This is a genomic window from Micromonospora marina, from assembly GCF_900091565.1.
Classification (GTDB): Bacteria; Actinomycetota; Actinomycetes; order Mycobacteriales; family Micromonosporaceae; genus Micromonospora; species Micromonospora marina.
Map to the genome: position 1 here is coordinate 1 of NZ_FMCV01000001.1, position 19,169 is coordinate 19,169.

20 protein-coding genes are annotated in these 19,169 nt (G+C 71.4%); 2 read left to right on the forward strand and 18 right to left on the reverse strand.

Annotation, left to right across the window (positions count from 1 at the left end; all coding sequences use genetic code 11):
* Positions 1-729: 729 nt before the first annotated feature.
* The 13 genes from GA0070215_RS00005 to GA0070215_RS00065 all read right to left on the reverse strand — a co-directional run bounded on the left by GA0070215_RS00005 (position 730) and on the right by GA0070215_RS00065 (position 11,667).
* Positions 730-1,185 (reverse strand): DUF2550 domain-containing protein, encoded by a 456-nt coding sequence (locus GA0070215_RS00005; RefSeq protein WP_018789133.1) that lies wholly within the window; start codon positions 1,183-1,185, stop codon positions 730-732.
* Positions 1,186-1,197: 12 nt separating this feature from the next.
* On the reverse strand, positions 1,198-1,476 hold the full coding sequence (locus GA0070215_RS00010) for a F0F1 ATP synthase subunit epsilon (RefSeq protein ID WP_018789134.1): 279 nt from the start codon (positions 1,474-1,476) through the stop codon (positions 1,198-1,200).
* Between the two features lie 110 nt (positions 1,477-1,586).
* On the reverse strand, positions 1,587-2,732 hold the full coding sequence (locus tag GA0070215_RS00015; RefSeq protein WP_091040753.1) for an LCP family protein: 1,146 nt from the start codon (positions 2,730-2,732) through the stop codon (positions 1,587-1,589).
* 214 nt (positions 2,733-2,946) lie between these two features.
* Positions 2,947-4,392 (reverse strand): F0F1 ATP synthase subunit beta, encoded by a 1,446-nt coding sequence (gene atpD / locus GA0070215_RS00020; RefSeq protein WP_026268776.1) that lies wholly within the window; start codon positions 4,390-4,392, stop codon positions 2,947-2,949.
* Positions 4,392-5,321 carry a F0F1 ATP synthase subunit gamma gene (locus tag GA0070215_RS00025; RefSeq protein WP_018789137.1) on the reverse strand — a complete coding sequence of 310 codons (930 nt, stop codon included), beginning with the start codon at positions 5,319-5,321 and terminating at the stop codon, positions 4,392-4,394. The genes atpD and GA0070215_RS00025 overlap by 1 nt, the downstream gene beginning before the upstream one ends.
* Before the next feature lie 4 nt (positions 5,322-5,325).
* Positions 5,326-6,975 (reverse strand): F0F1 ATP synthase subunit alpha, encoded by a 1,650-nt coding sequence (gene atpA, locus GA0070215_RS00030; protein WP_018789138.1) that lies wholly within the window; start codon positions 6,973-6,975, stop codon positions 5,326-5,328.
* 72 nt (positions 6,976-7,047) lie between these two features.
* Positions 7,048-7,869, reverse strand: a complete 822-nt coding sequence (locus GA0070215_RS00035; RefSeq protein WP_091040755.1) for a F0F1 ATP synthase subunit delta — start codon at positions 7,867-7,869, stop codon at positions 7,048-7,050.
* Positions 7,869-8,396, reverse strand: coding sequence for a F0F1 ATP synthase subunit B (locus GA0070215_RS00040; protein ID WP_018789140.1), 528 nt, complete (start codon positions 8,394-8,396; stop codon positions 7,869-7,871). Before GA0070215_RS00040 ends, GA0070215_RS00035 begins: the two co-directional genes overlap by 1 nt.
* A 29-nt stretch (positions 8,397-8,425) precedes the next feature.
* Complete coding sequence (gene atpE, locus GA0070215_RS00045; protein WP_018789141.1) at positions 8,426-8,650, reverse strand: ATP synthase F0 subunit C; 225 nt, start codon at positions 8,648-8,650, stop codon at positions 8,426-8,428.
* Positions 8,651-8,743: 93 nt separating this feature from the next.
* Positions 8,744-9,523, reverse strand: a complete 780-nt coding sequence (gene atpB / locus GA0070215_RS00050; protein WP_091040757.1) for a F0F1 ATP synthase subunit A — start codon at positions 9,521-9,523, stop codon at positions 8,744-8,746.
* Positions 9,524-9,565: 42 nt separating this feature from the next.
* A complete protein-coding gene (locus GA0070215_RS00055; protein ID WP_018789143.1) occupies positions 9,566-9,787 on the reverse strand; it encodes a hypothetical protein in 222 nt (73 codons plus the stop codon).
* A gap of 159 nt (positions 9,788-9,946) precedes the next feature.
* Positions 9,947-10,384: a Cg1360 family ATP-synthase-associated protein gene (locus GA0070215_RS00060; RefSeq protein ID WP_091040760.1), complete on the reverse strand. Its 438-nt coding sequence runs from the start codon at positions 10,382-10,384 to the stop codon at positions 9,947-9,949.
* Positions 10,381-11,667: a serine hydroxymethyltransferase gene (locus GA0070215_RS00065; protein WP_208600254.1), complete on the reverse strand. Its 1,287-nt coding sequence runs from the start codon at positions 11,665-11,667 to the stop codon at positions 10,381-10,383. The genes GA0070215_RS00060 and GA0070215_RS00065 overlap by 4 nt, the downstream gene beginning before the upstream one ends.
* A gap of 35 nt (positions 11,668-11,702) precedes the next feature.
* Here GA0070215_RS00065 and GA0070215_RS00070 point away from each other — a divergent pair, with 35 nt between their 5' ends.
* Positions 11,703-13,169, forward strand: coding sequence for an SDR family oxidoreductase (locus GA0070215_RS00070; protein WP_018789146.1), 1,467 nt, complete (start codon positions 11,703-11,705; stop codon positions 13,167-13,169).
* Here GA0070215_RS00070 and GA0070215_RS00075 read toward each other — a convergent pair.
* A complete protein-coding gene (locus GA0070215_RS00075; RefSeq protein WP_091040764.1) occupies positions 13,166-13,948 on the reverse strand; it encodes an SDR family NAD(P)-dependent oxidoreductase in 783 nt (260 codons plus the stop codon). The two genes, GA0070215_RS00070 and GA0070215_RS00075, sit on opposite strands and share 4 nt — an antisense overlap.
* Before the next feature lie 110 nt (positions 13,949-14,058).
* Here GA0070215_RS00075 and GA0070215_RS00080 point away from each other — a divergent pair, with 110 nt between their 5' ends.
* The gene (locus GA0070215_RS00080) at positions 14,059-14,685 is read left to right on the forward strand and encodes a TetR/AcrR family transcriptional regulator (RefSeq protein ID WP_026268777.1); all 627 of its coding nucleotides are present in this window, start codon (positions 14,059-14,061) and stop codon (positions 14,683-14,685) included.
* A 3-nt stretch (positions 14,686-14,688) separates the two neighbouring features.
* On the opposite strand, the gene GA0070215_RS00085 is transcribed toward GA0070215_RS00080, so the two are convergent.
* From GA0070215_RS00085 to prmC, 4 genes are all read right to left on the reverse strand, one after another.
* Positions 14,689-16,797 carry a transglycosylase domain-containing protein gene (locus GA0070215_RS00085; RefSeq protein WP_018789149.1) on the reverse strand — a complete coding sequence of 703 codons (2,109 nt, stop codon included), beginning with the start codon at positions 16,795-16,797 and terminating at the stop codon, positions 14,689-14,691.
* A gap of 116 nt (positions 16,798-16,913) precedes the next feature.
* Complete coding sequence (locus GA0070215_RS00090) at positions 16,914-17,525, reverse strand: arsenate reductase/protein-tyrosine-phosphatase family protein (RefSeq protein WP_018789150.1); 612 nt, start codon at positions 17,523-17,525, stop codon at positions 16,914-16,916.
* Positions 17,526-18,170 (reverse strand): L-threonylcarbamoyladenylate synthase, encoded by a 645-nt coding sequence (locus tag GA0070215_RS00095; RefSeq protein ID WP_018789151.1) that lies wholly within the window; start codon positions 18,168-18,170, stop codon positions 17,526-17,528. It lies immediately after the preceding gene.
* The gene (gene prmC / locus GA0070215_RS00100) at positions 18,170-19,060 is read right to left on the reverse strand and encodes a peptide chain release factor N(5)-glutamine methyltransferase (RefSeq protein ID WP_091040766.1); all 891 of its coding nucleotides are present in this window, start codon (positions 19,058-19,060) and stop codon (positions 18,170-18,172) included. Before prmC ends, GA0070215_RS00095 begins: the two co-directional genes overlap by 1 nt.
* Positions 19,061-19,169 lie beyond the last annotated feature (109 nt).

A 19,169-nucleotide genomic window follows, 5' to 3' on the forward strand; every position in this document is an offset into this window, starting at 1 on the left:
GACGCCCGTACCGACGGGGGTCGGCGCGGGTGCGCTCAAGAAAGTCTTCGAGGGGATCCGGCCGCACGCGGGGCAGGGGGTGCCACATCGCGGCGCCGGAAGCATGTCCAACGACCCGCCACCCGGCATCATTCCCGGGCCGGCTCGCGCCACGGTAGGGGCGGCGCGGTTCACGTCGTCGGAACCGTGTTCAACGACCAGCCGACCGGGATGATTCCCGGGGCCTCCCGGATGCCGCCCGCTTGGGGGCGCCGCGGGTGCTCGGTCGTTCACCCGGTTACAACGCCACCCACCCGCCAGCGATTCCACCCCCCGGGGTGCCGCCCACCACCCCGAACCCGACACCCGCGCCCACAAGCCCTTACACCCGACCCCCGACCGGCCCCCGGGTTGCGGCAGTTCCCGGCGCCGACGAGGACACAAGCCTTTGATCACCTGCCAGAGGGGCCCTCCCGGGCACCCCTCAAGGCGTCGATCATGAGGTTGACGGCGACAAAACGGACACCAAACACCGCCATGCGGGGCACCCAATTGCAAGATCGCGCGTCACCGGCGGGATCATGGACGGTTCCCGGTCGGGGCTGACGAGGACCTCGGGAAGTCCGCGATCTTGGAGTTGTGGTGCCTCGCGGACGCCGCGAACCCGGCATCGTGGGCGCCACAACTCCAAGATCGGCACGAGCAGGGGCTCTCGCGACCGACGGGTAGGGCGGGAGTGCGGGGCGCGACTCAGGCGGCGGGCCAGTCCTGGGGCGCCAGACGCGGCGAGACCGCCCCCGGAGGGGCGGCCTCGAGCCAGGACAGGAATCCGGTGACCGTGGATCGCGCCATGGCGATCTCGATCGGCGCGTGGTGGCTGGTACAGCGAAGGATGACCCACTCGGCCGGCATGGACATGCGCTCCTGGCCCTCGGGCAGCCGGCGACGCTCGACCGCCAGCCCCTTGCGCGAGAGGATTCGCTTGGGGCGCAGCGCGAAGCTGAACATGCGATACCAGCGGAGCTCGTCGCCGACGAAGCGACCGAACCCGGGTGACCAGCCGCGACCGTCGAGGATCGTGTTGACCCGGACGCTCAGCCGGATGATGCCACCGCTACGCGTGAACAGGGCCCGCCGGATGAAGAGGATCAGAATGGCGACGACGACTACCGCGACGCCGATTCCGAACCCTTCGACGATCTCCATCGGCGGGTCGGCTCAGCGGGCCGGGGTGGCGGGGGTTGCGCTCTCGGCGAGCACCGTGACGCCCTCGGCGGTCACCGACAGGAAGCCGCCGGGTACGTCGAATGCGACCTGCTGGCCACCGGCCTGCTTGATGCGTACCTGGCTGGGCTCCGCGAGCTGGCCGAGCAGCGGTGCGTGCCCCGGCAGCACACCGAGCTCACCCTCGGTCGTCCGCGCGACGACCATCTCGGCCTCGCCGGTCCAGACCTTCTCCTCGACGGCTACGAGCTCGACGTGAAGCTGCTGTGCCACGCTGTCTCCTTGCTGCGGCGGCGGGGTTGCCGAAAGTCTAGTCGCGGCCCCGCGGCCCACCCAACGCGGGTGGTGAGAGCCGGGCCACCACGGCCCCGCACCCGCTCAGGCTACTTGGCCTTCTGGATGAAGTCGGGGTGCTCCAGCAGGAAGGCGTCGAGCTGTTCGGCATGCAGCGCGGTGAAGAAGTCCTCGGCCGGTTCGAGCAGTTGCTCGCCCCGGTAGTTGCTGCCGGTGCCGATCCCCCCACCCGGTAGCTTGATCGTCTCGATCGCGTCGGGACGGATGTCCTTCAGCGCCAGCCCGAAGTCCACCACGCTGTTGCCGCGCCCGTTGAAGACCAGCGACTTGCCGGCCGCGCGCAGGACCCGATCCAGCTTGACCGGGTTGGTCACCACGTCGGCGCTGAACGCCTGGCTCGCCATCGCCTTGACGAACTGCTGCTGGTGCCGCTGCCGGCCGTAGTCGCCGTCCGGCACGCCGTTCTTCGGGTAGCGCTGCCGGACGTAGTCGAGTGCCTGCCAGCCCTCGAGGTGGGCGTTGCCCTTCTCGTACACCGCCTGGGGCCCGAGATAACCGCCGCCACCGGGCCTGAGCTGGCGGGGCGTGCCGTCCGGCTGGAGGTGTTCGGACCGCACCTCGCGCTCGATGTACATGTCGACGCCGCCCATGGCGTCGACGATCTTCTTGAAGCCGCTGAAGTTGATGATCGCGCCGGCGTCGAAGCGCTCGATGCCGGTGACCTCCTGCACGGTCATGGCGAGCAGCTCGAAGCCCTGTGCGGTGCTGGGGTTCTGCCCCGGGACGTTGCTGCCGTGCGCCATGGCCGCGTTGAGCCGGTCGTTGGCACCCGGGTAGTCGGCCTTGGGGAAGGCCGGGATGTCCACCCGCAGGTCGCGCGGGAGCGAGAAGAGATAGCCCCGGTCCATGCTGGCGGGCACGTGCAGCACCATGATCGAGTCGGCCAGTGGCCGGGCCGTCGACGTACGCGGGTCCACGCCGACCAGCAGGATGTTGAGCGGGCCCTTGATGTCGCTCTTCTTCTCGTTGGCGCCGGCGGCCTGGTCACCGAAGAGGTCCGCCTTGCCGATCGACCCCTCGTAACGGGCGACCAGGACGCGGGAGCCGACCAGCACGGAACCGCTGAGCACCACCATGACGATGCCCAGGATCGTGCAGACCCGGGCCCACCGGGGCACGCCGCGCCAGATGGACCGCTTTCCGCGATCCGCGCCGCCCTTACCGCCCACGAGCATCTCCAATCGTCGCGCCCACGGTAGGGATACGGGCGCGGGGTCCGTCTGGTTGCAGAGATCAACGGCCGGGATGTGAAGTCGTGTCACGAACGGTACCGCGGGATCCGGCGACCCGCTTGCCGGCGAACCGGGCATCTGATAGTGCAGTGCCCCGGACAGGCGAAGGCCGCCCCGGCTTTCGCCGGGACGGCCCCCCGTGTGTGTGAGCGGGCTCTCAGCCCTCCTCGCCCATCAGCTCCTTGGCCTTGGCCTTGAGGTCCTCCAGGCCGCCGCACATGAAGAACGCCTGCTCCGGGAAGTGGTCGAACTCCCCCTCGCTGATCCGGCGGAAGGCGTCGATGGTCTCGTCGATCGGGACCGTCGAGCCGGGGACGCCGGTGAACTGCTCGGCCGCGTACGTGTTCTGCGAGAGGAACCGCTCGATCCGGCGGGCACGGCCGACGGTGAGCTTGTCCTCCTCGGAGAGCTCCTCGATGCCGAGGATGGCGATGATGTCCTGCAGGTCCTTGTAGCGCTGCAGGATCCGCTTCACCTCGGTGGCGACGGCGAAGTGCTCCTCGCCGACGAACTCCGGGGCGAGGATCCGGGACGAGGACGCCAGCGGGTCCACGGCCGGGTAGATGCCCTTGTCGGAGATCGACCGCTCCAGGTTGGTGGTCGCGTCGAGGTGGGCGAACGTGGTGGCCGGCGCCGGGTCGGTGTAGTCGTCGGCGGGCACGTAGATCGCCTGCATCGAGGTGATGGCCTGGCCACGGACGGAGGTGATCCGCTCCTGCAGCTCGCCCATCTCGTCGGCCAGGGTCGGCTGGTAACCCACGGCGCTCGGCATGCGGCCGAGCAGCGTGGACACCTCGGAACCGGCCTGGGTGAAGCGGAAGATGTTGTCGATGAAGAGCAGCACCTCCTGCTTCTTCACGTCGCGGAAGTACTCCGCCATGGTCAGCGCGGACAGCGCGACCCGCAGGCGGGTGCCCGGCGGCTCGTCCATCTGGCCGTAGACCAGCGCGGTCTTGTCGATGACGCCCGACTCGGTCATCTCGGCGATGAGGTCGTTGCCCTCGCGGGTGCGCTCACCCACGCCGGCGAAGACCGAGGTACCACCGAAGTTCCGGGCCACCCGGGTGATCATCTCCTGGATGAGCACCGTCTTGCCCACGCCGGCACCGCCGAACAGGCCGATCTTGCCGCCCTTGACGTACGGGGCGAGCAGGTCGATGACCTTGATGCCGGTCTCCAGCATCTCGGTCTTCGGCTCCAGGTCCGCGAAGGCCGGGGCCTTGCGGTGGATGCCCCACCGGTCGTCGGCGTCGATGGTCTCGCCCTCGGTGAGGTTGAGGCACTCGCCGATCGCGTTGAACACGTGGCCCTTGACCGCGTCGCCCACCGGCACGCTGATCGGCGCACCGGTGTCGCGCACCTCGGTGCCGCGCACCAGGCCGTCGGTCGGCTGCATCGAGATGGCGCGGACCAGGTTGTCACCCAGGTGCTGGGCGACCTCCAGGGTCAGCGTCTTCTCACCGCCGGAGAGAGTCACGTCGACGTGCAGGGCGTTGAACAGCTCCGGCATGGCGTCGCGCGGGAACTCGGCGTCGACGACCGGGCCGATGACCCGGACCACGCGACCCGTGGCCGTCTTGGTCTCAACTGCGGTAACAGTCATCACACTTCACTTCCCGACGCGGCCAGCGCGTTCGCGCCGCCGACGATCTCACTGATCTCCTGGGTGATCCCGGCCTGACGGGCCGAGTTCATCTCGCGCGTGTACTTCTCGATCATCTCTTCGGCGTTGTCGGTGGCGCTCTTCATCGCCCGCCGGCGGGCGGCCGACTCGCTCGCCGCCGACTCCAGCAACGCCGCGAAGATCCGCGTGTTGATGTACTTCGGCAGCAGGGCGTCGAGCAGCGACTCCGGCTCCGGCTCGAACTCGTACGCCGGAAGTGCGCCCTCGGTCCGCGGCCGGTCCTCGACCTGCATCGGGCCGATGATCCGGGTCACCGGGTTCTGCGTCATCAGGGACTTGAACTCGGTGTAGACGATGTGCAGCTCGTCCACGCCGAGGATCCCGTCGGCACCGGCGTCACCGTCGGTGTCGTCCGCGCCGGCGGTGAACGCCTTGATCAGCGTGTCACCGACCTCGCGGGCGTCGGCGAACGTCGGCTGCTCCGAGAAGCCCGTCCAGCTACCGGCGATCTGCCGGCTGCGGAACCGGTAGTACGCCACGCCCTTGCGGCCGATGACGTAGAGCACCGGCTCCTTGCCGTCGGCGCGCAGCCGGGCGATCAGCGACTCGGCGGTCCGGATCGCGTTCGAGCTGTACCCACCGGCCAGCCCTCGGTCGGCCGTGACCAGCAGGACGCCCGCCCGCCGCACCCGCTCGCGCGGGGTGAGCAGCGGGTGGTCGATCCGCGCGTTCGAGGCCAGCGCCGTCAGCACGCCGGTGATCGCCTCGGCGTACGGCAGCGAGGCCGCCACCTTGGCCTGGGCCTTGGCGATGCGGCTCGTCGCGACGAGCTCCATCGCCTTGGTGATCTTCTTCATCCCCTTGGCGGAACGGATCCGCTGCCGGAGAACGCGTACCTGGGCGGCCATCGGATCAGCTCTCGTCCGGGCGGTCGGCGCCGTCGCGCAGGCGGGTCACCGTCTCGCGGGACTGCTCACCCTCCAGCGGCTTGGCCGGCGCCTCGTTGATCCGGACCTCGTCCTCCTTGCCCAGGAAGAGGTGCTTGAACTCGCCGATCGCCGAGTCGAGCGAGGCGATGATGTCGTCGCCCCACTTGTTGTCCGCGATCGCGGCGAGGATGCCCTCGTGCTTGTGCCGGAGGTACTGGAGGAACTCCGACTCGAAACGGCGGACCTCGCCGACCGGGACGTCGTCCAGCTTGCCCTCGGTGCCGGCCCAGACGGAGACGACCTGCTCCTGCACCGGGTACGGCGAGTAGTTCGGCTGCTTGAGCAGCTCGACCAGGCGGGAACCGCGGTCCAGCTGGGCCCGGGAGGCCCGGTCCAGGTCGGAGGCGAAGGCGGCGAACGCCTCCAGCTCGCGGTACTGGGCCAGGTTGAGCCGCAGCGAGCCGGCGACCTTCTTCATCGGCTTCACCTGGGCGGCGCCACCGACTCGGGAGACCGAGGTGCCGACGTTGATGGCCGGCCGCACGCCCTGGTTGAACAGGTCGGTCTCGAGGAAGATCTGGCCGTCGGTGATGGAGATGACGTTGGTCGGGATGAACGCCGAGATGTCGTTCGCCTTGGTCTCGATGATCGGCAGACCGGTCATCGAGCCGCCACCCAGCTCGTCGGAGAGCTTCGCGCAGCGCTCCAGCAGACGCGAGTGCAGGTAGAAGACGTCACCCGGGTAGGCCTCACGGCCCGGCGGGCGGCGCAGCAGCAGCGACACGGCGCGGTACGCCTCGGCCTGCTTGCTCAGGTCGTCGAAGACGATCAGGACGTGCTTGCCGCCGTACATCCAGTGCTGCCCGATGGACGAGCCGGTGTAGGGCGCCAGGTACTTGAAGCCGGCCGGGTCGGAGGCCGGGGAGGCGACGATGGTGGTGTACTCCATCGCGCCCGCCTCCTCCAGCGTCCCCTTGATGGAGGCGATGGTGGAGGCCTTCTGGCCGATGGCGACGTAGATGCAGCGGACCTGCTTCTTCGGGTCGCCGGAGCGCCAGTTCTCGCGCTGGTTGAGGATCGTGTCCAGAGCGACGGTGGTCTTGCCGGTCTTGCGGTCACCGATGATCAGCTGGCGCTGGCCGCGGCCGATCGGGGTCATCGCGTCGACGGCCTTGATGCCGGTCTGCAGCGGCTCGTCGACCGACTTGCGGGACATCACGTTCGGAGCCTGGAGCTCCAGCTCGCGGAAGCCCTCGTTGGCGATGTCGCCCAGGCCGTCGATCGGCTCGCCGAGCGCGTTGACCACGCGGCCGAGGAACGCGTCGCCGACCGGCACCGAGAGCACCCGGCCGGTGCGCTTGACGCGCTGCCCCTCTTCGATCCCGCCGAAGTCACCGAGGACGACGACACCGATCTCCCGGACGTCGAGGTTCAGCGCCACGCCGAGCGTGCCGTCCTCGAACTCCAGGAGTTCGTTGGTCATGGTCGAGGGGAGACCCTCGACGTGGGCGATGCCGTCACCGGCGTCGGCGACGGTGCCGACCTCCTCGCGGGAGACGTCGGCCGTGTAGGAGGAGACGTAGCGCTCCAGGGCGCCGCGGATCTCCTCCGTCGAGATGGTCAGCTCGGCCATCCTCTGCTTCCTTAAGTATCTCAGGGCCCGGGATACCTGGTACCGACCGGTCCGATGGCGACGAATCAGGGCTCAGCGCTTGGCGAGCGCGTTGCGGGTCTCGTTGAGGCGGCGCAGGACGGTCCCGTCGTACAGGTCGGATCCGACTCGTACGCGCACTCCGCCGAGCACGTCGGGGTCGACCGTCTGCTTGACGGACACCTCCCGACCGTACATCTGGGAGAGGCGGACACCGAGGCGTCGCTCCTCCTCCTCGGTCAGCGGGGCCGCCACGGTCACGTACGCGACCTGACGGTCCCGCCGGTCGGCGGCCAGCTCGACCAGCCGGGTGAGCGCACCGGTGAAGGAGCGTCCCCCGAAACCGGCGAGCGCGGTCTCGACGAGGCGGATGGTGACCGGCTGGGCCTTGCCGGCGAGCAGCTGCTGGGCCAGTTCGGCCCGCCGCTGCACCGGGGCCATCGGGTCGGAGAGCGTGTTGGACAGCTCGGCGGAGCCGGAGACGACCTGCCCGAAGCGGAACAGCTCGTCCTCGACCTCGCCCAGGTCACCGGCCAGGTCGGCGCTGGCGAGCAGCGCCTCCACGCCGAGGCGCTCGACGCCGTCGAGCAGCTCGGACGGAACCGACCAACGGCCGGACACCATCGACGTGAGCAGGTCGAGCGCTTCCGCGCCGATCCGCCCGCCCAGCATGTCGCCGAGCAGGCCGGCACGATCGGCACCGGCCCGGGCCGGGTCGGAGAGCGCCCGGCGCAGCCGCGGCTCGCGCCGCAGCAGGGCGGCGACGGAGAGGATGTCGTCGGCGGTGGAGGCCACCGCCGACGGCTCCGCGCCGCGGACGTACGCGTCGAGGCGCTCGGCCCCGGCCCGGTACGACTCCCGGCTGGCGGCCTGCATCAGCGGGCCCCCGTGCTCTCGAGATCGCTCAGGAACCGGTCGACGGTGCCCTTGCGACGCGCCTCGTCGGCGAGCGACTCACCGACGATCTTGCTGGCCAGGTCCACCGCGATGGTTCCCACCTCGGTGCGCAGCTCGCGCACGATGGTGGCCCGCTCGGCGGCGAGCTGCTCCTTGCCGGCGGCGATGATCCGGTCGGACTCCTCGCGCGCCTTGGCGAGGATGTCCTGGCGGATGCCGTCGGCGTCGGCCCGCGCGTCGTCGCGGATCTTGGCGGCGTCGGTACGCGCCTCCGCGAGCTGGGCCCGGTACTGCTCGAGCAGCTGGTTCGCCTCGGCCTGGGCCGCCTCGGCGCGCTTGATGCCACCCTCGATCGCGTCGACCCGCGCCTGGTACATCGCCTCCATGCGGGGCATGACGAACTTCAGCAGGACGAAGACGAGCAGGGCGAAGGAGATCGTTCCGACGACCATCTCCTGCCAGATGGGCAGGATCGGATTGTGCGCGCCTTCGGCGGCGAGATACATGTCAGACCTCCGGATCGGGAGAGCTCGCGTCAGCTAACGGCGAAGGCGAGCACCAGGCCGAACAGCGCCAGCGCCTCGACCAGGGCGAAGCCCAGCACCAGCCAGGTGCGGTTGTAGCCGGCCGACTCGGGCTGGCGGGCGCTCGACTGGATGTAGGCCGCGAAGACCAGAGCCACACCGATACCGGGGCCGATGGCGGCGAGGCCGTAGCCGATGGTGTTGACGTTGCCACCGATCTCGGCAAGAACGTTCATTGCGGGTATTCCTCCTAGTTCACACGTGAGGGCTCACGTGTACGCGGTCGGTACCAGATGCTTGGCCGGGCCGGTTGCCCGCCGAGCCGGATCTCAGTGCTCGTCGGCCAGCGACGTGCCGATGTAGTTGGCGCTCAGCGTGACGAAGACGTATGCCTGCAGCACCGCCACCAGTGCCTCGAAGAAGGCCATCACGATCGCCATCGCGAAGGAGAAGACCGAGGTGACCTGGACGAAGATGCTGCTCGACCCGAGCATCACGAAGCCGCCGACGGTGAAGACCAGCAGGAGCAGGTGGCCGGCGAACATGTTGGCGAAGAGCCGCAGTGCCAGGGTGACCGGCCGGACGACGAAGTTCTGCAGGAACTCGATCGGAATCAGCAGGAAGTGCATCGGCCACGGCACGCCGGGCAGGATGAGGCTCTGCTTGAGGTACTTGCCGAGGCCGTGCTTGCGGACGCCGACGTAGTTGTACATGACGTACGAGATGGCGGCGAGCACGATCGGGAACGCGATGTGCGAGTTCGGCGAGATCTGCAGGCCGGGCACGATGCTGAAGATGTTGGTCAGCAGGATGAAGCTGAACAGCACAGTGAGGTAGGGCGCGAAGCGGATGCCCGCGTTGCCCATCTGCTCCCGGGCGATGTTGTCCCGGACCAGCCCGTAGACCGCCTCGGCCGCCCACTGGCCCTTGCCCGGCACCAGCTTCGGCTTCCGGTACGCGGCCACGAAGAAGATGATCAGCAGCGCGACGGCGATCCAGATCATGATGCTGAACTTGGTGACCCAGGGGCCGGCCACGTTCGGCGGGTAGAAATCCCCGACGCTGGGGGGCCAGGGAAGGTCCTGGGCGACGACCAGCTGTCCGCTCACCGTGTCATCCTCCGCACTCAACAGACCCGCGCGTGCCGGAACTCAGGCACTGAGCCTCTTCATGATCAGGTAGATCGCCCCGGCCGCGCCGAGCATCATGCCGACGGCGACCCCGATGCCGGCCGGCAGACCGAGGAACCGCTCCGCCAACCAGCCGAGGCCACCCCACACCAGAATGCCGGCGAGAAGGTAACCCACGACGGCGCCCGCCACGCCGTCCGACGAGTGCTCGTCGGACTTGTGGGAGTGGGGGTCATCGGCCATGACGTGGCGAACAATATCAGCAGGGGCGCGCGGGGATGTGCGGCACCCCCCACACTGCGGACAGCGTGCGGGCCGTGCTGCGGGCGCGTCAACCTCGCGCCACGTTACTCCTGTCGCGCCCGTCAGGGCACCCGCCGGACCGGACACGATTCGGCGACGTCACTCGATGTCGTCGCGACGCGTGAAGGTGGGCAGCGGAGACCTCATCGCCCAGGTCAGGTGGGCGCCGGTCCACACCACGACGGCCGCGATGATGGCCACGCCCATGGCCGGCAGACCGGGCCAGCCGGTGGCCGCCACGGCGGCCATCACCACGCCCAGAATCACGATCTTGGTGGCGTAGGTGACCAGCCCGACCGACATGATCATCCGGGGGTGGACGGCGTCCGCCCAGGCCACCGAGAGGCTGGAGATCAGGTAGCTGACGATCACCAGCGCCACGCCGGCCGCGAACCCGGCCGCACCGGTCGGCCCGCGCAGCAGCGCCGCCACCGGCACCCCCACCACCGCGAGCGCCGCGCACGCCAGCAGCGGCAGCCGCAGGTGGGTCAGCCGGGCCCGGATCGCCCCAAGCTCGCCCGCCCGTGGCGCGGTCATCGGGGGTACGCCGGGAAGGCGGCGGCCAGCTCGGCGACCTCACGGGCAACTGCGGCCAGCGTGTCGACGCCACCGGGGGCGCCCGGATCGGTGCGTACCGCGCGCGCGATCAGCCCCGCGATCCGGCCCATCTCCCCCTCACGCATGCCCTGGGTGGTCACGCTCGGCGTGCCCACCCGGATGCCGGAGGCGACCAGTGGCGGCTGCGGGTCGTACGGGATGGCGTTCTTGTTCAGGGTGATGCCGGCGGCCTCGCAGCGGGCCTCGGCCTCAGCGCCGGTCACGCCCGCCTCCCGCAGGTCCAGCAGCGCCAGATGGGTGTCGGTGCCGCCGGAGACCGGCCGCAGGCCGTCGGCGGCCAGGCCGTCGGCGAGCGCGCGGGCGTTCGCGACCACCTGGGCGGCGTACGTGCGGAACTCCGGCTGCGCGGCCTCGCGCAGCGCGACCGCCTTGGCCGCGACGGCGTGCATCAGCGGGCCGCCCTGGGTGAACGGGAAGACCGCCTTGTCGATCCGGGCCGCCAGCGGCTCCCGGCAGAGGATCATGCCGCCGCGCGGACCGCGCAGCACCTTGTGGGTGGTCGCGGTGACCACGTCGGCGTACGGCACCGGGGACGGGATCGCACCGCCGGCCACCAGGCCGACGAAGTGGGCGGCGTCCACCATCAGGTACGCGCCGACCTCGTCGGCGATCTCCCGGAACCGGGCGAAGTCGATGAGCCTGGAGTACGCGGTCGCGCCACAGATGACCAGCTTGGGCCGGTGCGCCCGGGCCAGGTCGCGCACCTCGTCGTAGTCGATCGTCTCGGTGTCCGGCCGGACCGTGTAGCCGACCGGGTGGAACCACTTGCCGGAGAAGTTCACCCGGCTGCCGTGGGTCAGGTGCCCGCCGTGCGGCAGGTCCATGGCCAGCACCGTGTCGCCCGGCTGCACCAGGGCCGCGTACGCGGCCAGGTTGGCGCTCGCCCCGGAGTGCGGCTGGACGTTCGCGTGCTCGGCGCCGAACAGATCCTTCGCCCGGGTAACGGCCAGCATCTCGGCCCGGTCCACCTCGGCGCAGCCGCCGTAGTAGCGCCGCCCCGGGTAGCCCTCGGCGTACTTGTTGGTGAGCGTGGAGCCGAGCGCGGCCAGCACCGCCGGTGAGGTGAGGTTCTCGCTGGCGATCAGTTGCAGGCCGCCGCGCAGCCGGTCCAGCTCGCCCAGCAGCACCTCGGCGATCTCCGGGTCGGCGGTACTGAGCTGCTGGAAGTCCGGCCCCCAGAAGGTGTCCCTCGCGTTCTCCACAGCGAAGGAGTCTACGGAGCCGCACACTGGATGCCGTGAGATGCCTCGTCACCGGTGCGACCGGCTACATCGGCGGGCGCCTCGCGCCCCGGCTGCTGACCGAGGGGCACACCGTACGCTGCCTGGCCCGCACCGCCGGGCGGCTGCGGGACGTGCCGTGGGCGGCCGACGCGGAGATCGTCGAGGGTGACCTGCGCCGCCCGGAGACGCTGCCGGCCGCGTTCGAGGGCGTGGAGGTCGCGTACTACCTGGTCCACTCGCTCGGCCAGCGCGGCTTCGAGGCGGCCGACCGGGAGGCGGCGGCGAACTTCGCCGAGGCGGCGCGCGCCGCGGGCGTACGCCGGATCGTGTATCTCGGCGGGCCGGAGCCGCCGGAACGCGACGGCCTGCCCTCGGCGCACCTGCGCTCCCGGGCGGAGGTGGCACGGATCCTGCTGGACAGCGGCGTGCCGACGGCGGTGCTGCGCGCCGCCGTGATCATCGGGTCGGGTTCGGCCTCGTTCGAGATGCTGCGCTACCTGACCGAGCGGCTGCCCGCGATGGTCACCCCCCGCTGGGTGCGCAACCGGATCCAGCCGATCGCGGTCCGGGACGTGCTGCGCTACCTGGCCGGCTGCGCGCACCTGCCGGCCGGCGTCAACCGGGCCTTCGACATCGGCGGTCCGGACGTACTGACCTTCGCGCAGATGATGCAGCGCTACGCCCGGGTCGCCGGGCTGCGCCGCCGGGTCATCCTGCCGGTACGCCCGCTCACCCCGTCGCTCTCCTCGCACTGGGTCGGCCTGATCACGCCGGTGCCGAACGCGATCGCCCGGCCGCTGGTGGAGAGCCTGGTGCACGAGGCGGTGGCACACGAGCACGACATCGCCGCGTACGTGCCGGACCCCCCGGACGGTCTGATCGGCTTCGACCAGGCGGTCGCGCTGGCACTGAACAAGGTGCGCGACGCGCAGGTGGAGACGCGCTGGTCGAACGCGAGCGGGCCGGACGCGCCCGCCGAGCCGCTGCCGTCGGACCCGCACTGGTCCGGCGGCACCGCGTACACCGATCTGCGGGAACGGACGGTGGACGCGCCGCCGTCGGCGCTGTGGCGGGTCATCGAGGGCGTCGGCGGCGAGCACGGCTGGTACTCGCTCCCGCTGGCCTGGTCGGTGCGCGGCTGGATGGACCGGCTGGTCGGCGGCGTCGGGCTGCGCCGGGGGCGGCGTGACCCGCACCGCCTCCAGGTCGGTGAGGCGCTGGACTTCTGGCGGGTCGAGGAGATCGTCCCGGGCGAGCTGCTGCGGCTGCGCGCCGAGATGCGGCTGCCCGGGCGGGCCTGGCTGGAGATGCGCGCCGAGCCCGACGGTAACGGCGGCAGCAGGTACGTGCAGCGTGCCGTGTTCCTCCCGCGGGGGCTGCCCGGCCACCTCTACTGGGCCTCGGTCGCCCCGTTCCACGCCGTCGTCTTCGGCGGCATGGCCCGCAACATCGCCAAGGGCGCCGAACACCCGGCCGGTTAGGACGGCGAGTCGCTCTGCAGTGCCGGGCCGAGGAGCAGTCCCCCGTCGATGACGTACCCGGCGCCGGTGATGAAGGCCGCCTCCGGCGACACAAGGAACATCAGCAGCGCGGTGATGTCGGCGGGCTGCCCGAGTCGCGGGACGGCGAACGGCTCGGGCGAGTAGAAGTCGGCGATCGGGGCGTCACTGCCGGCCGCCGGCTCGGTGATGAACGCAGTGTCGACCACGCCGGGGTGGATCGCGTTGACGCGGATGTTGTCGCGGCCCAGTTCGAGGGCGGCGGTGCGGGTGAGCCCTCGAACCGCCCACTTGCCGGCGACGTAGGGCGCGTAGAAGGCGGTACCGCCCATGCCCATGGTGGAGCCGATGTTGACTATCGTTCCTCCCCCCGCGCGCCGCAGCGCCGGAGCGGCTGCCTTGATACCCAGGAACGTGCCGGTGAGGTTGACGTCGAGGATGCGCGCCCACGTGGCCCGGTCGGTGGACTCGATGAGGGCCGGCGGGTTCTGCACCCCGGCGTTGTTGACCAGGGTCGTGAGCGCACCGAATGCCGTCTCGGTCGCCGCGACGGCGGCGGCCCACGACTCCTCCCGGGAGACGTCCAGGCGGACGGAGAGAGCCCGGTGTCCGAGCTCGGCGGCGAGGGCGGCGCCCCGCTCGGCATTGATGCCACCGATGACGACGTTGGCGCCTTCGGCGTGCAGGGCGCGGACGTGGCTGGCCCCCTGCCCACCGGCGCCGCCGGTGACGAGAACGGTCTGCTGGCTGAAGCTGGACATCGGGTCCTCCGGTAAGCGCGAGACGGAATGGTGAGTCGATCGACTCACCATTCCGAAACTACGCCGCCGCAAGTGGTGAGTCAACCCACTCACCTCGCTATGATTGCCGCATGACCCCAGCGCCGTCGGCCTATCACCAGCGCGTGGCGGAGGAGAAGCGCGCGCTGATCGTGCAGGCCGCCACCGAGCTCTTCCTGGAGTTGGGCTACGACCGGGCCTCACTGGCGCGGGTCGCTGCCGACGCCGGCGTGTCGAAGGCGACGCTGTTCAAGCAGTTCCCCACAAAGGCGGCCCTGTTCGACGCCATCGTCGTCGACTCGTGGGCCCGCAACGACGTCGCCGACGTGCCGCCAACCGGTGACCTGACGGCCGGCCTGACGGTTCTCGGGCGGGACTACGCCACGCTGGTGAGCCGGCCGGAGATGACCGACCTGTTCCGCATCGTGATCGCCGAACTGCCACGCTTTCCCGAACTCGCCCGAGCGCACTTCGCGCAGGGCAAACTGCCGTACTTCGAGTCCGTCCGGGCCTACCTCGTGGCCGAGCACGAGGCGGGAGCCGCAGACATCGCCGACCCGGAGCTGGCCGCCACGCAGTTCCTCGGAATGATCTCCAACTACCTGCTCTGGCCGCGCCTGGTCCTCCCGGACTGGACGGTCACCCCGGACCGCACGACAGCGGTCGTCGACGAGGCCGTCCGAACCGTGGTCGCGCGGTACGGCAGGTCGCCGAGCTGACGCTCAGTTGCCGGTACGCGGGCTGGTGCGCTGGAAGGCCACGGCCTGGCCGGGCGGGACGAAATCGCGTACCGGCTCGTCGCGCAGCGACCACGCGAGGATGCGGCCCACGGCGGCGATCTGCCGTTTCTGCACGCCCCCGCCGACCGCGTCCCGGGGGTCGTCCGGGTTCGCGGCGATCGTCGCCACCGACAGCTGCGGCGTGAACGCGACGACCGTCTCGGTGGCGTTCCGCTCCGAGCTTCCGGTCTTGCCCGCCACCGGCCGGCGCAGGCCCGGGGCCAGCTCCTCGGCCGTGCCGCCGTCGCAACGCCGGTACATCGACTGGTCGCCGACCGGGCAGCGGCTGGCGTCGGCCGCCGCGCGGGCAACCTCGGTGTCGAGCACCTGCCGGCAGTCGGTGTCGCCGGCGGCCACCTTCCGGCCGGCCGGGTCGATGATCGAGACGACCGGCGTGGGCCGGCACCAGGTGCCCTCGGCGGCCACGGCGGCGTACGCGCCGGCCAGGTCCAGCGGCGTGGTGGCGGAGACGCCGAGCGTGAACGGTCCCCAGCTCTCGGCGCCCTCGCGGGCCATCCGGGCGTCCGCCGGGGCGCGGAACACGATGCCCAGCCGCTGGGCCATCTCGACCACCCGGTCCGCGCCGACGCGCTCGGTCAACCACGCGAAGTACGTGTTCACCGACCGGCCGAACGCGTCCCACATGTCCCGGTCGCCGTCCATCCAGTGGGTGTTGGCGTTCTCCGGGCACCACCGGCCACCGCAGCTCGCCGGGCCGGCGCCGACCGGGTACTGCGTCACGTAGACGCGCGGGGCGTCGAACTCGGTGTCCAGCGGCAGCCCGGCCTCCAGCGCGGCCAGCAGCGTGAACAGCTTGAACGTGGAGCCCGCCTGGTAGCCGGTGATGCCGCCACCGCCGGCCACCAGCTGGTTGACCGTGTTCGGGTAGTTCTGCTGCCCGGCCGGGTTGGCGGCCGTGCCGTAGGTGCGGTTGACCGCCATGGCCAGCACCCGGCCGGTGCCCGGTTGCACCACGGCGGTCGGCGCCGCCCGCGCGATCGTCTCCGGGTAGATCTCCCGTACCTGCTCGCTCGCCTTGGCCTGCACGTCCGGGTCGAGCGAGGACACGATCTTCCAACCGCCACGGCGCAACGTCCGCTGCCGCTCGTCGACGTTCTCGCCGAACGCCGGCTGGGCGTTCCACCACTGGGTGAACCAGTCGCAGAAGAAGCCCCAGTCGTTGTGGTCGGCGGGCACCGCGGCGCAGTCGTTCGGTGTGGTGTTGGGCTTGAGGGCCAGTTCCGTGGCCTTCGCCGCCTCGGCGTCGGCGGCGCTCGCCCGTCCGGTCTCCACCATCCGGTCCAGCACGTACGCCCGCCGTTGCCGGGCCGCGTCGGCGTCGCCGTTGATCGGGTCGTCGGCCGGGGACCGGACCAGCCCGGCGAGCAGCGCCGCCTGGGCCAGCGTGAGGCGGTCCGGCGTGGTGGAGAAGTAACGCGTGCTGGCGGCGGCGATGCCGTACGCCCCGGCGCCGAAGTACGCGATGTTCAGGTAGCGCCCGAGGATCTCGTCCTTGCCGACCTGCCGTTCCAGCGTCAGCGCATACCGCATCTCGCGGATCTTGCGCCCGACGGTGATCTCGGTGGCGGCGGCCCGCTGCTCCTCGGTCAGCCGGGGATCACCGGCCAGCGCGTTGCGCACGTACTGCATGGTCAGCGTGGACGCGCCCTGGCGGGTGCCCTCGCGGCGGTTGGCCGTGAACGCCCGCGCCACGCCGCGCACGTCGACGCCGTGGTGCTCGTAGAAGCGCACGTCCTCGGCGGCCACGATGGCGTCGCGCATCACCGGCGCCACCTCGCCGACCGGCACGTCCACCCGGTCCTCGACGTAGAACGAGGTGATCAGCGTCCGCCCGTCGTTCGCGTACAGGTTGGAGCGCTGCGCCGGCTGCGGCGTCTTGAGCGCCTCCGGCAGCACCGTGTAGGGCATCAGGTTCTTCACGCCGAGCCCGAAGACCAGCGCGGCCGGCAGCGCGGCTGCGGCCAGGGCCAGTCCGGCGAGCACGCCGGCGAGCACAACGGTGAACATCTTGTCGAGATAGGCCCGGTTCATCAGCTCTCCCCGCAGGAGCCGGCCGTACGGACCCGTTCAGAATGACCGGAACTGCCGCTTTCGCCGCCACCTTCCGCGAAATGCGCAGGAAGTTCGCGAGAAAGGATGAACCACGATCAGGGGATCAGGACGGCAGCCAACGGCTGCACCGTCTCCTCGATCTCGTCGGCGACCCGGCTGAAGCACTGGTCGCCCCGGCCCCACGGGTCGTCCAGGTCGTCGGTGGGCAGCGCGGAGGCGTTCTGCCGGGCCGCGTCGGCGGCCGCGACGAGAGCGACGCCGCGCGCGTACACGGCGTCCGGCGTCGGCTCGGCCGCCGGCAGTGCGGACCGGTCCAGCCCGCCGAGCAGGCGGCCGAACTCACCGAGGACGAACGTGCGCGCGGCGGCGTCGGGCCGCAACGCCACCACGTACTCCTGCTGGTCGGCGGTGGCGGTGAGCACCAGGTCGGCGGCATCGATCAGGTCGGAACGCAGCCGCCGGGCGGCGAACCCCTCGGTGTCACCGCCGCGCGAGATCACCTGCCGGGCGGCCGGCGGGTTCATCTCCTCCCCCGCGTGCCACCCGCCGGTGCCGGCGCTGTGGCTGTGCACGAGCGCGTCCGACCCGGCCGGGTCGACGTCGAGGCGGGCCAGCCGCTCCCGGACCGCGAGCAGCAGCAGCCGCTCGGCCATCGGCGACCGGCAGATGTTGCCCATGCAGACGTGCAGGACGGTGAAGGGCGGCACTCAGACCCCCCGCTCGTCGAGCATGTCCGGCACGACCTCGCGCAGCTTCGCCAGCGTCACCGCGCCCTCGCGCAGCACCCGCGGCACGTCGCCGGTCAGGTCGACGATGGTGCTCGGCACCGGGTCGACCGCCGGCCCGGCCTCCAGGTACGCCCGGACTCCGTAGCCGAGCTGGTCGCGCGCCTCCTCGGCGGTGAGCGCGGCGGGCTGGCCGATCTTGTTGGCCGAGGCGACGGCCATCGGCCCGGTCTCCCGCAGCACCTCCAGCGCGACCGGGTGCAGCGGCATCCGCACCGCCACCGTGCCGCGGTTGTCGCCCAGATCCCAGGCCAGGCTCGGCGAGTGCTCCACCACGATGGTCAGCGCACCGGGCCAGAACGCCTCGACCAGGTCACGGGCCGCGCCGGGCAGCGAGAAGACCAGGCCGTCGAGCGTGTGCCGGGAACCGATGAGCACCGGGGGCGCCTGCCGGGCGCCACCCTTGGTGTCCGCCAGGGCCTTCACCGCGTACGGGGTGAAGGCGTCCGCCCCGATGCCGTAGACCGTGTCGGTCGGCAGGACGACGAGTTCACCGTTCTTGACCGCCTCGATGGCAGCGGCGATGCCGCGGTCCCGGTCGGCGGGCGACCGACAGTCGTAGAGCATCACGAGGAGTCAGTCTGCCACGCCCGGGCGGGCCCGGCGTGGGTGCCGTCCGCCCGCCGGGACGCGCTCGCCCAGCGGGGCCGCCCGGCGAGGTCCCGGTGCGCCTGCACCCGGTCGTAGCGACCGTCGCCGCGCAGCAGCGCCGGCACCGTCGCGGCGTGCGTGTCGTCGTGCTCGATGCCGATCGCGCCGCCCGGACACAGCAACGCGGCGGCCCGGCCGACCACCGGCCGGATCACGTCCAGTCCGTCCGCGCCGCCGAACACCGCCTCGTCCGGGTCGTGCCCGGCCACCTCCGGCGGCACGGTGACGGACCTCGGCACGTACGGCGGGTTGCAGAGCAGCACGTCGACCCGTCCGGCCAGGTCGGCCAGCAGGTCCGGATCGGTCACGTCGGCGGCCACCACCTCGATCGGCCGGTCCCCGGCGGCGGCCCGGCCGGCCGCGTTGCGCCGCAGCCAGGTCAGCGCGGCCGGGGACCGCTCCACCGCCACCACCCGGGCCGCGGGCACCTCCTGCGCCACCGCGAGGGCGATCGCGCCGGAACCGCTGCACAGGTCGACCACGAGCGGCGCGGCGTGCTCCCGGGCCCGCTCGATCCCCCAACCGGCCAGCAGTTCGGTCTCCGGCCGGGGCACGAACACACCCGGCCCGACGGCCAGCTCCAGATGCCGGAAACCGGCCGAGCCGAGCAGGTGCTGCAACGGCTCGCGGGTCACCCGCCGCCCGACGAGCGCGGCCAGACGGTCGCGCTGCGCCGGGGTGAAGCCGTCGGCGAGCGCCAGCCGGCCACGCGGCACTTCCAGGACGTACGCGGCGAGCTGCTCGGCCTCGGCGCGCGGCGCCTCGACGCCCGCCGCGGCGAGCGCGCGCGCCGTCCGGGCGATCACCAGCGAGGGACGTTCGCGTTCTGTCCCTTCGGACGGGTGTTGCGGGAGTGCGGTCACGCAATAATCATGAGGCGTCGCGGCCCACCTCACGAGCGGGTGCGTCCGGACG

Bases quoted from the DNA above. Each gene is read 5' to 3' on its own strand.
- GA0070215_RS00005 (WP_018789133.1), bottom strand. From the start codon at position 1,185: ATGGAGATCGTCGAAGGGTTCGGAATCGGCGTCGCGGTAGTCGTCGTC.
- GA0070215_RS00015 (WP_091040753.1), bottom strand. From the start codon at position 2,732: ATGCTCGTGGGCGGTAAGGGCGGCGCGGATCGCGGAAAGCGGTCCATC.
- atpD (WP_026268776.1), bottom strand. From the start codon at position 4,392: ATGACTGTTACCGCAGTTGAGACCAAGACGGCCACGGGTCGCGTGGTC.
- GA0070215_RS00025 (WP_018789137.1), bottom strand. From the start codon at position 5,321: ATGGCCGCCCAGGTACGCGTTCTCCGGCAGCGGATCCGTTCCGCCAAG.
- atpA (WP_018789138.1), bottom strand. From the start codon at position 6,975: ATGGCCGAGCTGACCATCTCGACGGAGGAGATCCGCGGCGCCCTGGAG.
- GA0070215_RS00035 (WP_091040755.1), bottom strand. From the start codon at position 7,869: ATGCAGGCCGCCAGCCGGGAGTCGTACCGGGCCGGGGCCGAGCGCCTC.
- GA0070215_RS00040 (WP_018789140.1), bottom strand. From the start codon at position 8,396: ATGTATCTCGCCGCCGAAGGCGCGCACAATCCGATCCTGCCCATCTGG.
- atpE (WP_018789141.1), bottom strand. From the start codon at position 8,650: ATGAACGTTCTTGCCGAGATCGGTGGCAACGTCAACACCATCGGCTAC.
- GA0070215_RS00055 (WP_018789143.1), bottom strand. From the start codon at position 9,787: ATGGCCGATGACCCCCACTCCCACAAGTCCGACGAGCACTCGTCGGAC.
- GA0070215_RS00060 (WP_091040760.1), bottom strand. From the start codon at position 10,384: ATGACCGCGCCACGGGCGGGCGAGCTTGGGGCGATCCGGGCCCGGCTG.
- GA0070215_RS00075 (WP_091040764.1), bottom strand. From the start codon at position 13,948: ATGTCCAGCTTCAGCCAGCAGACCGTTCTCGTCACCGGCGGCGCCGGT.
- GA0070215_RS00080 (WP_026268777.1), top strand. From the start codon at position 14,059: ATGACCCCAGCGCCGTCGGCCTATCACCAGCGCGTGGCGGAGGAGAAG.
- GA0070215_RS00085 (WP_018789149.1), bottom strand. From the start codon at position 16,797: ATGAACCGGGCCTATCTCGACAAGATGTTCACCGTTGTGCTCGCCGGC.
- GA0070215_RS00095 (WP_018789151.1), bottom strand. From the start codon at position 18,170: ATGCTCTACGACTGTCGGTCGCCCGCCGACCGGGACCGCGGCATCGCC.